The 12,136-nt window shown below is 41.2% G+C and carries 11 protein-coding genes and 1 pseudogene; 9 read left to right on the plus strand and 3 right to left on the minus strand.

Annotated features, from left to right (window positions below):
* Positions 1-284: 284 nt before the first annotated feature.
* The 3 genes from EIZ48_RS27175 to EIZ48_RS27185 all read right to left on the minus strand — a co-directional run bounded on the left by EIZ48_RS27175 (position 285) and on the right by EIZ48_RS27185 (position 2,560).
* A complete protein-coding gene (locus EIZ48_RS27175; RefSeq protein WP_160658391.1) occupies positions 285-1,121 on the minus strand; it encodes a MerR family transcriptional regulator in 837 nt (278 codons plus the stop codon).
* A 72-nt stretch (positions 1,122-1,193) separates the two neighbouring features.
* Positions 1,194-1,460: a hypothetical protein gene (locus EIZ48_RS27180; RefSeq protein ID WP_160658392.1), complete on the minus strand. Its 267-nt coding sequence runs from the start codon at positions 1,458-1,460 to the stop codon at positions 1,194-1,196.
* Positions 1,457-2,560, minus strand: coding sequence for a DMT family transporter (locus EIZ48_RS27185; protein WP_160658394.1), 1,104 nt, complete (start codon positions 2,558-2,560; stop codon positions 1,457-1,459). The genes EIZ48_RS27180 and EIZ48_RS27185 overlap by 4 nt, the downstream gene beginning before the upstream one ends.
* 501 nt (positions 2,561-3,061) lie before the next feature.
* Here EIZ48_RS27185 and EIZ48_RS29215 point away from each other — a divergent pair.
* The 9 genes and pseudogenes from EIZ48_RS29215 to EIZ48_RS27225 form a co-directional block, all read left to right on the plus strand.
* Positions 3,062-3,310, plus strand: a pseudogene (locus EIZ48_RS29215) (BMC domain-containing protein); the annotation flags it as partial.
* 96 nt (positions 3,311-3,406) lie between these two features.
* Positions 3,407-3,691: a BMC domain-containing protein gene (locus EIZ48_RS29220; protein ID WP_240153115.1), complete on the plus strand. Its 285-nt coding sequence runs from the start codon at positions 3,407-3,409 to the stop codon at positions 3,689-3,691.
* A gap of 178 nt (positions 3,692-3,869) precedes the next feature.
* Positions 3,870-5,198: a 4Fe-4S dicluster domain-containing protein gene (locus EIZ48_RS27195; RefSeq protein WP_160658395.1), complete on the plus strand. Its 1,329-nt coding sequence runs from the start codon at positions 3,870-3,872 to the stop codon at positions 5,196-5,198.
* Positions 5,199-5,210: 12 nt separating this feature from the next.
* On the plus strand, positions 5,211-5,762 hold the full coding sequence (locus EIZ48_RS27200; RefSeq protein WP_160658397.1) for a BMC domain-containing protein: 552 nt from the start codon (positions 5,211-5,213) through the stop codon (positions 5,760-5,762).
* A gap of 31 nt (positions 5,763-5,793) precedes the next feature.
* Entirely contained in the window at positions 5,794-6,144 is a 351-nt protein-coding gene (locus tag EIZ48_RS27205; RefSeq protein ID WP_160658399.1) for a BMC domain-containing protein, read from the plus strand.
* Positions 6,145-6,318: 174 nt separating this feature from the next.
* Positions 6,319-7,779, plus strand: a complete 1,461-nt coding sequence (locus tag EIZ48_RS27210) for an aldehyde dehydrogenase family protein (RefSeq protein ID WP_192928750.1) — start codon at positions 6,319-6,321, stop codon at positions 7,777-7,779.
* Between the two features lie 65 nt (positions 7,780-7,844).
* A complete protein-coding gene (gene cutC / locus EIZ48_RS27215; protein WP_160658401.1) occupies positions 7,845-10,382 on the plus strand; it encodes a choline trimethylamine-lyase in 2,538 nt (845 codons plus the stop codon).
* Between the two features lie 54 nt (positions 10,383-10,436).
* Positions 10,437-11,363: a choline TMA-lyase-activating enzyme gene (cutD, locus tag EIZ48_RS27220; RefSeq protein ID WP_160658403.1), complete on the plus strand. Its 927-nt coding sequence runs from the start codon at positions 10,437-10,439 to the stop codon at positions 11,361-11,363.
* Between the two features lie 26 nt (positions 11,364-11,389).
* On the plus strand, positions 11,390-11,995 hold the full coding sequence (locus EIZ48_RS27225; protein ID WP_160658416.1) for a BMC domain-containing protein: 606 nt from the start codon (positions 11,390-11,392) through the stop codon (positions 11,993-11,995).
* Positions 11,996-12,136 lie beyond the last annotated feature (141 nt).

The raw sequence follows: 12,136 nt of genomic DNA on the forward strand, positions 1-12,136 counted from the left end.
GTTTACTCGCTGCTTCAGCAATGGCTTTAACAATACTATCTACACGCTCTTGGCTTAGCTGAGCAAATTCATTTTGAGCGGAGCGAGCGGAGTGAACTAAAGCTCTCGCCTCTTGAATTGATAATAGATCTTTATCTACCATTATTTACGCCTCATAATTATTATGCGTTAAAGTTAATGTCGTTTAAGCCATATACTTTTTGGGCTTCTTTAAGGAAAAGGGTATCCTTTCTCTTAAGGGGAAGGTCAACAATATCATTCAAATAATGATGCATATGTCAGATTCAGTGTGTCACTACACGTTTAGCGGGTATCATAATTTCCGTCACATATTTGTCGCTATCTTTAGTCGTCCAATAATCTATAACGTATCGTTCATAGCATTCGTCTGCTAGTGAATAGTTATTTAATTTTGCCCATGTTGCTATTTTTTCATAGGTATTTTTTATAGTAGAGTGACTTCCTATGTGGTAGCACCTAGCCATAGGCTGAGCGCCTATGAAAATGGTTTTCTCTGATGGGCAGGGAGTGGCTGTTTTTTGTAAAATACAAGTCTCTTTTGCTCCACCTGTAACACGCGCTTGGTAAGATTTGAACTGTAATATCACAGGGCCTACAATATTAGCTTTCATCTTTTCGACATAATCTGTAAACTCTATATTAATGACTGAAGCGCGAATGTTTTCATCAAAGCTTTGTTTCAAATATAGATAGTCATCACCTGAGAAAAATTGTATTGAAACATCTGTATTTTGATTCTCTTGAACACTTTTTGCTTCTAGTATCAGATTATACCAATCGTTTACTGAGTTATACCTAATCTCTAAGCCTTTCTGCTCTTCAAAGAGGTCGGACATTTTACGCTTGAATACCTCTTGCATGATATTATCAATATTACAATCGCTACAAGAAATTAGTTGATTCATTTCATCGAGTGTAAATCCCATTTGTTTATAGTACTTTATAATGGGAATAAGAAATAGGCTATCATCAGTATAATAACGATAGTTGTTAGAATTAAATCTTTTTGGCTTAATTAGTCCGATTTTATCATAATAACGAAGTGCTTTAGTTGAGATATTACACAATTTGCTAACGTCGCTAATTGAATATTTGTTCAAACTAAATTTCTCCAAACTGTTTGTTATTATAAATAGTTGAGAGTGTTATTGAACACTCTCAACATATTCTTGTTAATCAATGATATAACTATTTATGGTTTTAGCACCTTCTTCATGTGCTCTAAAATACAAAATCAATTCATCTTCTTTTGACATTTTGCTTCCGGCACTTTCGAGTAAGCCGTTGGCTTCCGCAGTTAGCAAAGCCTCTAAAATAGCGTTTTTAGTAAAGGCTTTAAACGACCCATACATTGGACTAAGTGTGTCCATTACTTCAATTGTGCTGGCCTTTTCAACTGTAGTGAAATATTTTAGTATCGCATAATTTAACGGTTTCATTGGTTATTATCCTTTTTGAATAAGTCCATTGGGTTCATAGCAATTACAAAAATACCAAAAACCATTATTATCGCTGCAACCCATGCAATCGGAGCCATTGTCCAGCCCGCAATACCAAAGGCTATGCCCAGAACTAGCCAACAACATAAAGGTCCCCAGAAAGAAAACGTACCGTTACAAGCCATGCCTAACGGAGCTCCACACATAGCATTTCCTTTATACCAGAACATAAATGCACCATATGCCGCTAAGCCCGCTATTATGAAATATGGCATTGATTGGGAGTCAGCTAACGCTTGGAATACCATGGCAGTTCCATTTTCACCGGCAATAAACCCAAATATTGGAACCAGGAGAATCAAGTTAGTTAACCCTGAAGTAACTTGACGTATAGTGATACCGATTTCTGGATCAATCATAGAAGTGCCGTAACCCGCAACACAACCTTCGATACCCCAAAATAGAGCGGCCAGGAAGCCAAAGAAGATACCTAACATTACGGTTGGAGAAGCGTCTGCATCTAGACCAGCAGTTCCGCCAATAAGAACACTAGCAAAAAAACAGATTGCAATGCCTAGCATCATGCGAGCTGTTAGTTCTTGCTTGAAAATGACGCGAGCTAAAACGGCACCAATGGCAGGGCACAGGGCACTAATAGGCACAACAATGGATCCAGCCATCTGTAAACCGACTACATAGGCTGTACTTGCCAAGGGGCCACCGATAATAGCTGATCCTATCATTATGGCTCCGGGTCTAGTTCTTATTGAGCGAGTAAAGTCACCTAGGCGACCACGTACGCCAGCAATGCCCAGTGCCCATATTGCACTAGATGAGTCAGTCAAAGCCGCACCAATGGCGGCAAGAAGATATGTTGTGGCGAATAAAGAGAGGCCGGAGCCTTCGCCATACCAAACATTCCAGATACCCATAGACATCGCTAGGGTCATGAAGGCCGTATAAAATCCGTATGAAAGCCCTGAAAACAGAGCGGTAGAAATTCCTTTGCGGCGAAAGTCACGTCGTAATTTTTTTTCTGCGCTATCGGAGGTAGGTGTGCTGATAGCACTATCCAAATCTAAAACTGTTGTTTTTTCCATGTATTAAATGCCCTTATAGATACTTTATTTATTGGTGTATTAGTATGTGGCTGTAGACATGAATGGCTGAATGTTCTCCATAATTTAAGATGCTCTTATTCTTAATATAATAGTATCGCTCATCTCATATTCACCCCTCTCCTGTTAACTAAAAATTTACTTTATATTAACAAAAGAGTTTGTTTCATAATTAAAAAAAGAACCTAATGTAATTGATAACTTATATATTAACTATCGCGACGATATACCCATTAAATGGAATATCAATTGATAGTGTTTTCCTTTGTGATATTTATCACGATAAATATGTCCCCAAAGAATATGAGATCAGCATTACATTTTAGCCGCGTATACAATTGCAAATAATCGTAATGTGCGTGAGTTCAAATTATTCAATCCCGTTTTCCTAAATAACATTGACCTTCCCCTTAAGGGGAAGATTAGGATTCTGTATTTGGAACTAACTCATTTAACGAAATGATTAAAGTGAGGTGTAGTAAAATGGGAGAATTCATTCGGTATCAGGGTGAAGAAGCGTTAGGTCTTATTGAAACATTGGGAATGGTTCCTGCTATTTTCGGTGCTGATGCCATGCTCAAAGCCGCAAATGTAAAGCTCGTAGCGTATGAAAATATAGGCTCTACACTGGTCACTGTCATGGTTAAAGGTGACGTAGCAGCAATTACAGCATCAGTAGAGGCTGGTACTACAGCGGCAAAAAGCATTGGAGAATTAACCGCATCTAATTCAATGCCGCGCCCGATTAAAGCGATTGGGGATATTGTTTCAGTTCACGGTTTGCCTGTAGAGGGACCACAAAACGAATTAGGTGAAAGCCCAGCAGCAATGGGATTTATCGAAACATTCGGCATTGTGTTTATTCTAGAAGCAGCAGATGCAATGATTAAGGCAGCTGATGTAGAGCTTGTTGGATATGAAAATGTTGCATCGGGATATATTTCAGTACTCGTGCGGGGGGATGTTTCCGCTTGTATGGCTGCTGTAGAAGCAGGGGTTCGTGCTGTTGAAAATATGGGAGCAAAAGTTTATAGCTCAATAGTAATTCCTTCTCCGCATCCAGATTTACTGAAAATTACACAAATATATAACATTGATAATTTATTACCTTAAATTATCAGTGTTAATTGTTATTTGAATGCCATCCATAAGTAAGTCAGGAAGTACTTTTTTGATGACTATTTTAATTTCACATAAGAAAAATCATTAAAACCTGTTTGTTATATGCAAGGGATAGGTGTCCCAGTATCGATTATCGCTAGCTATTTTCAAAGTATTGAGAGAAAAGGGTATGAAGAAAGAAGATGTAATTAATATTATCAAAAATGCTGGCATTGTTGGTGGCGGTGGTGCTGGATTACCTACTCATATAAAGGCTGATACTAATGTAGATACGATATTAGTAAATGGAGCGTCTTGTGAACCGCTTCTTATGAGTGACCCTTACCTTATTGAAACTGCAGGAAAAGAAATGCTGAAAGGCGTTGAAGTCATGATGAATGCCACTGGCGCTAATCGTGGCATTGTATGCTTAAAGGCGAAACATAAGGCTGCATTGAAATCCTTACGAACAGTGGTTGAGGAATTTGGTGACTCACGCATTGAAATATTTGAGTTAGAGAACTTTTATCCAATCGGTGATGAGCATGTATTAGTTCATGAAGTTCTTGATAGAACGATTCCTCAAGGTGGGTTACCACTCCATGTTGGGGCTGTCGTAAGTAACGTTGAAACATTTTATAACATAGGGCTAGCTCTTGAGAAGATACCTGTAACTGATCGCTATCTTACTGTTTTTGGAGCGGTAAAAACACCGATGGTTGTTCGCGCATCGGTAGGAACAAAAGCGTCGGAGATTATTGAATATGCAGGCGGCGCGACAATCGATGATTATGTTGTCGTTGATGGTGGTCCAATGATGGGGCGTGTGTTGTCAGACATAAACAGCCCGATAACTAAAACGACAAGTGGTATTCTGGTACTTCCTCCAGAACATACTGTGGTGGCAAGAAAAATTATGCCTCCTCAGCAAGTACGTAAATTGACAACGTCAATGTGTTGCCAATGCACACAATGTACTGAACTTTGCCCTCGCTTCTTATTAGGGCATGACATACAACCCCACAAACTTACCAAGCTTGGAACGGAAGATATTCTGAATAATAAAGAGGCTCATAAGGCATTACTTTGCTCAGAGTGTGGCGTGTGTGAAAAATTTGCGTGCCCGATGGGGCTTTCTCCACGTGAACTAAATGCACAAATCAAAGCGAAATTGAGAGAAGGTGGTGTTCGTTTGGAGACGACGGGAGAGTCACAAGAAGCTCATCCATTCAGAAAAAGTCGTCGAATTCCTACTCAGCGTCTTATTCAGCGTCTTGATCTCGAGAAGTATGATGTTAGTACATCTTATGGAGGCGAGATTGTTCCTGAACAGGTATTTATCCCATTGTCCCAGCATATTGGTGCTCCTGCGAATTGCATCGTAAAAATTGGCGATAGCGTAGAAAAGGGACAGTGTATTGGTGAGATCCCAGACGGTAGCATGAGCGCAAGAATACATTCGAGCATCTCTGGTGTGGTGTCTTCCATAGCAAACAATGTCATAACAATTAGAAGTTAATAGGTGAACTTTATGCGATTGCAAACAATAGGTTGTGTTGAACTCAACAGTGTAGCCGTAGGTATTCAAGTAGCAGACGCGATGATCAAAGCCGCTAGTGTGGAGCTAGTTATGGCCAAAACAACCTGTCCTGGTCGTTATCTGATTGTTATAGCGGGGGACACTTCGGCAGTGACGAGTAGTGTTGAATCGGGCTGTATGATTGGTTCTTCCATGGTAGTCGATCGATTCATTATTCCTCGGGTACATCATTCAGTAGCATCTGCTCTTCAGGGTGTTCCTGAAGCGAATGATATGGCTGCTCTTGGTGTCATTGAAGTGTACACCTGTGCAGGGTGTATCTTAGCTGCTGACGCAGCAGCAAAAGCTGCAAATGTTCAGGTTCTGGATATTCGTTTCGCCGCAGGGTTAGCGGGTAAAGCATTTGTTATTTTGTCTGGTGATGTGTCGTCAGTACAGGCGGCGGTAGAAGCGGGTGTGACAGGTGTTGGTGAGTCCGGACCAGTATTGAGTCATGTAGTTATTCCAGCTCCTAGCCAGGATCTGCATAAATATATTGTTTAATAACATCCGAGCTCCAGAAAGGTACATCTTCATGTATGAAGAAATGAAACAACGTATAATTCAGGAGCATGTTCCAGGTAAGCAAATTACCCTGGCTCATGTTATTTCTAATCCTCAACCTGAACTTTTCAATGTGTTAGATCTCGCTAAAGAGAAAGGTAACGCTATTGGAATTATGAATATTACACCATGTGAAGGTGTAATTATTGCAGCTGATGTTGCAACGAAAACTGTGGCAGTAAATATTGGTTTTTTAGAACGTTCAGATGGCTCTCTTATGATAACAGGCGATGTATCTAGTGTTGAGACAGCTATTCAAGAAGTGATTAATTATTTTACAGAAAAGTTAAATTATGATTGTGTTTCCATGACTCAAATGTAAGCCGGGTTGATGTTTCGTAACACCGTTTTTGAAAATCAAAATTAGACCTGTTTCACTTAACACTTTTCTCTATTTAAAAGGGGGATATATTGACCTTCCCCTAAAGAGGAAAGGTAGGCTGGTATTTAAAGCAAGAATAAAACAAAGTAAATCTGCAACTAGGCGGTGCTAATCATGATAATGGATAAGGATTTAGTTTCCATACAAGAATCAAGGGTTCTTATGGAAAATGCAGCTAGTGCACAAAAAGAGTTAGCGTTATTTTCTCAAGAAAAACTTGATGCCATTGTCGAGGCTATGGTTGGTAGTGTTTCAAAGCAAGTTGAAAGCTTAGCAAAGCTCTCTTTCGAAGAGACAGGCTATGGGCGTTGGCAAGATAAAGTTCAAAAAAATCTGTTTGTTACTCAGCAGGTTTTAACACATTTACGCTCACTAAAATGCGTTGGCGTGATCTCGAAAGATGAAGAACAGCGCACATTGGATATAGGTATACCTTTTGGTGTTTTAGTCGGGTTATCTCCGGTAACCAGTCCGGTTTCAACGACCATCTATAAGGCGCTTATTGCCATAAAATCAGGTAATAGCATTGTTTTTTCTCCTCACCCGCACGCAACTAAATGTATAAAAGCTGCTCTTGATTGCATGATCGAGGCTGCTGAAAAAAGTGGTTTGCCAAACGGATCGCTATCCTACATGGATACAGTGACAAAAGAAGGGACAAAAGAGTTATTAAACCACCCTGATACCGCTCTGATTCTGCTTTCAGGCGTTCCTGGTATGGCTGAGTTAGGGCGCCGTTCAGGAAAGCCCGTCATATATAGTGGAACCGGAAATGGTCCTGCCTTTATCGAACGAAGTGCTGATGTTCGCCAAGCAGTTCAAGATATTGTTTCTAGTAAGGTTTTCGACAATGGAATATCTCCTTCTGCAGAGCACTCAATTATAGTTGATGAGTGCATAGAGCCTCAAATACGCTCACTAATGCAAGAGCAAGGCGCCTATTTCATGACGGAAGAAGAGTCATGCGCACTTGCAGAACTACTATTTTCAGAGACTGGAAAGCATAGACTAGGGATGGTCGGCGTTTCAGCCAAACAGTTGGCTAAAAGAGCCAATTTCTCTGTTCCTGACAGCGTTCGCCTTCTAGTTGCAGAGCGTAAGTATGTCACCAAGGACGACCCTTATTCTAAAGAACTTCTAGCACCTGTACTTGCTTACTATGTTGAAGATGATTGGATGCACGCGTGCGAAAAATGTATCGAATTACTACTTCATGTACGCAATGCGCATACGCTAACCATCCATTCTAATGATGAAGAAGTTATCTCACTTTTTGCTCTAAGAAAACCGGTGGGGAGGTTATTAGTTAATACACCAGCCTCTTTTGGTGGGATCGGTTTAACTACAAACTTGACGCCTTCAATGTCACTTGCAAATAGAACTTATGGGCTAGGGATGACGGCAGATAATATATCTCCAAGTAATTTAACCTATATAAGAAAAGTTGGCTATGGTGTGCGACAGGTCGATAATTTTCTCTTTAAGCAAGAATCAAAACCTCAATGTGAGGAAAGTCCTATTGATTCTGTCCAGAAAGTAATTCAGGAAGCGCTTAGAGCGATACAAAATAGTTAAATAGTATAAAAACATTGATTAGATATTTGACGTTAAACAACAACCTAGTATTAAGGTGAAAGATTATGGATCTTGCGGGTTTTGCCAATAAACTGGAAGAAGCAACTAAAAATTTATCAGAAGCTGATCGTAATTCGTTAAAGCAAATTTTCCAGAATGTATCGAAAGAAGTCTTTTCTCAACCAGCTTCCGAGTCAAAGGTAATGCCAGTTGGTACAACAATTCCTGATGGCCCTACAGAAAGACATGTCAAACTAAAAGAAAAATTCTTAAAACATGTCCCGTCTATCAGTATTAACCGTGCACGTATTATTACTGATGTATACAAAGAAAATATCGGTATGCCACCGGCTCTTTTACGCAGTAAAAGCTTTCTTCGCAACTGTGAAACCGCACCTCTGGTCATTCAGGATAATGAACTGATTGTTGGTGCGCCTTGTGGGGCTCCCCGTACAGGCTGTTTTTCTCCTGATGTTTCCTGGCGCTGGCTGCGTGACGAAATAGATACCATAGGCACTCGTCCTCAAGATCCATTCTATTTATCAGAAGAAGACAAAAAAGAGCTGCTTGAGAATATTTTCCCGTACTGGGCAGAGCGCTCTGTTGATGAGCATTGTGAAGGCTTATACCGTGAAGCGGGATTGTGGGAGCTGTCAGGTGAGTCTTACGTATCTGACTGCTCTTATCACGCAACCAGTGGTGGTGGTGACTCAAACCCTGGTTATGACGTGATTGTCATGAAAAAAGGCATGTTAGATATCCAACGTGAAGCGCAAGAGAAGTTGGATGCACTGGATTACCAAAACCCGGATGACGTAGAAAAAATCTACTTTTACAAATCGGTTATCGAGACCGCAGAAGGTGTGATGGTTTACGCGAAGCGTCTCTCTGATTATGCCGCCCAACTTGCACAGAAAGAAACGGATCCACGCCGTAAACAAGAGTTGCAAAGAATTGCTGAAGTGAATGCCCGTGTTCCGGCTCACCGTCCGGAAACGTTCTGGGAAGCGATCCAGGCGGTTTGGACCATTGAATCTCTTTTAGTAGTTGAAGAAAACCAGACCGGTATGTCCATTGGCCGAGTCGACCAGTATATGTATGACCTGTTCATGGCCGACCTGAAGTCAGGGCGCATGACAGAATATGAAGCTTTTGATCTTGCCGGTTGTATGCTGATTAAAATGTCAGAGATGATGTGGTTAACCAGTGAAGGTGCATCGAAGTTTTTCGCGGGTTATCAACCTTTTGTCAACATGTGTGTCGGGGGGATCACCCGTGAAGGTCGCGATGCAACCAATGAGCTGACTTACCTGTTGATGGATGCGGTACGCCATGTTCGAATTTATCAGCCGACGCTGGCGACTCGAGTTAACAATAAGTCTCCTCAAAAATATCTGCGTAAGATTGTGGATGTTATTCGCTCAGGTATGGGCTTCCCAGCCGTACACTTTGATGATGCACACATTAAGATGATGCTCGCGAAAGGTGTCTCAATGGAAGATGCTCGAGACTACTGTCTGATGGGGTGTGTAGAGCCACAAAAATCTGGTCGTCTTTACCAGTGGACGTCAACGGGTTACACCCAATGGCCAATCTGTATTGAATTAGTGTTGAACGGCGGTGTGCCACTTTGGTATGGCAAGCAGGTTTGCCCGGATCTGGGCCCGCTAAGCCAGTACGACACCTATGAAAAATTCGATAATGCCGTTAAAGAGCAAATCAAATACATCACTAAATGGACCAGTGTTGCAACAGTGATCTCGCAAAAGGTTCATCGTGATCATGCTCCTAAACCACTCATGTCAATGTTGTATGAAGGCACTATGGAGTCAGGGCGTGATGTCTCTGCTGGTGGTGCCATGTATAACTTTGGTCCCGGTGTCGTATGGAGTGGCTTGGCGACTTACACCGACTCAATGGCAGCCATTAAGAAACTCGTGTTTGATGAGAAGAAGTACACATTGGAACAACTGAACGAAGCCTTGAAAGCGGACTTTGTCGGATACGAGCAGATTAAGGCCGATTGTTTGGCAGCACCAAAATACGGCAACGATGATGATTATGCGGATGATATCGCCACCGACCTGGTGTTCTTCACCGAAACAGAGCACCGTAAGTTTAAGACACTTTACTCTGTACTGAGTCACGGAACGCTATCGATTTCCAACAACACGCCTTTTGGTCAACTACTTGGCGCTTCAGCGAATGGTCGTGACGCCTGGTCGCCACTGTCAGATGGTATTAGCCCGACTCAAGGCGCAGATTTTAAGGGCCCAACAGCCATCATCAAGTCAGTGTCCAAGATGGAAAATGACTACATGAATATCGGTATGGTGCATAACTTCAAACTGATGTCAGGGCTGCTTGATACGCGCGAGGGAGAGGATGGGATTATCACCCTAATCAGAACCGCGAGCATGCTTGGCAACGGCGAGATGCAGTTTAACTATCTGGACAATGACGTATTGCTGGAAGCTCAAAAGCACCCTGAAAAATACCGTGATTTAGTGGTACGCGTGGCGGGATACAGTGCTTTCTTCGTGGAGCTGTGTAAAGACGTACAAGATGAAATCATCAGTCGAACAGTACTGAAAGACTTTTGAACCACTGCGACTCCTGCCGTAAAGGCAGGAGTTAATTTAGGAAGTAGTTGCGCCATGATAGAAAGAAAAGCACGTATTTTTAATATTCAAAAATACAATATGTATGATGGTCCGGGCATACGCACACTCATCTTTTTTAAAGGTTGCCCTCTGCGCTGCGAGTGGTGCTCTAATCCGGAAAGTCAAAAATACCATCATCAAATCCTATATAAAGATGAATTGTGCACACAATGTCGTATGTGTGTAGAGGTTTGTCCGACTGATACCCACTACCTGGATCCTGTCACCTTTGAACATAAAGTATCAGATGACAATTGTATTGGCTGTGGAATGTGTGTTGATGCTTGTCCTACTAATGCATTAGCCATGATAGGTGAAGATAAAAGCATCACAGAGCTACTTGATATCATTGAAGAAGATAGACACTTTTATCACACAGGTGGCGGTGTCACTCTGGGTGGCGGAGAGGTTCTGGCGCAGCCGGAAGCTGCGATTAATTTACTCGCCATGTGTAAATACTCAGGTATTAACACGGCAATAGAGACGTGTGGTTATGCTAAAAGGGAAGTGATCGAGAAAGTGGCAGAGCATACAGATCTATTTCTGTATGACATCAAACACATGATCTCAGAAGAGCATTATCGATTTACTGGCGTCCACAATGAGTTGATATTGGATAACTTGAAGTGGCTTCTTGATAACAAACAAAATGTAAAGATTCGATTTCCATTGATTAAGGGTGTAAATGATAGTGAAGAGAACCTTCGCCTATTAGTAGAGCTTGTATCGCCTTATAAAGATTTTAAAAACTTTAAAGGAATAGATTTATTGCCTTATCACAAAATGGGGGTGCATAAATATGCTCAGCTGGGTCGTAAATACGCTTTCGATGATTATTCTAGGTTTACACAAGAAGAATTAGTAAAAGTAGAGAGCTATTTGAAAGAGAGGGCTATCCCTGTGTCGATTATCGCTCACTAATTATTGTGTAAGCCTTAAAGGAAAGTATGATGAATGCTATCGGAATGATTGAAACAAAAGGATTATTAGCAGCAGTTGAAGGTGCTGACTCTATGCTCAAATCTGCTGATGTCTCTTTGATAAATAAGAGTTCTGCTACTGGTGGTCTGATAACGATTACTGTGACAGGAGAAGTTTCTGCTGTGCAAACGGCTGTCGAGGTCGCGGCAGATGCAATTTGCCGTCTTGGTCAGAACTTATTGATTTCAAAGCACGTTATTGCGAGACCAAGCTCAACGTTAGAAACGATCATTCCGATTATTCCGTCAGTAACACAGAAAGAAAATGTAGAAGATAGTGAACAAGAAGATGTTGAACAAAAGTCTTCATCTGCAGCGGAAACACAGGATGATGCTGAGCAATCTATTGCGGAAAAAATAGATGCAACTGACGATGCGCCTGAACTTGAATCTGTCGAAGAAACGCCGCCTATTTATAATGAAGCCAAATTACAAAGGATGAAGCTAGCTAATTTGAGAAAGATAGTTAGTGAGCTGCCTGAAACAAATATAAAAGTAGATTTAAAAAAGGCGACTAAAAAGGTACTAATTAAGGTTGTTTGTGATAGCCAAAATAAAAAAGGGCATAAATAATGGTAGATAAAGATCTATTATCAATTCAAGAGGCGAGAGCTTTAGTTCACTCCGCTCGCTCCGCTCAAAATGAATTTGCTCAGCTAAGCCAAGAGCGTGTAGATAGTATTGTTAAAGCCATTGCTGAAGCAGCGAGTAAAC

Source organism: Photobacterium alginatilyticum (assembly GCF_009910675.1).
Taxonomy (GTDB): domain Bacteria; phylum Pseudomonadota; class Gammaproteobacteria; order Enterobacterales; family Vibrionaceae; genus Photobacterium; species Photobacterium alginatilyticum.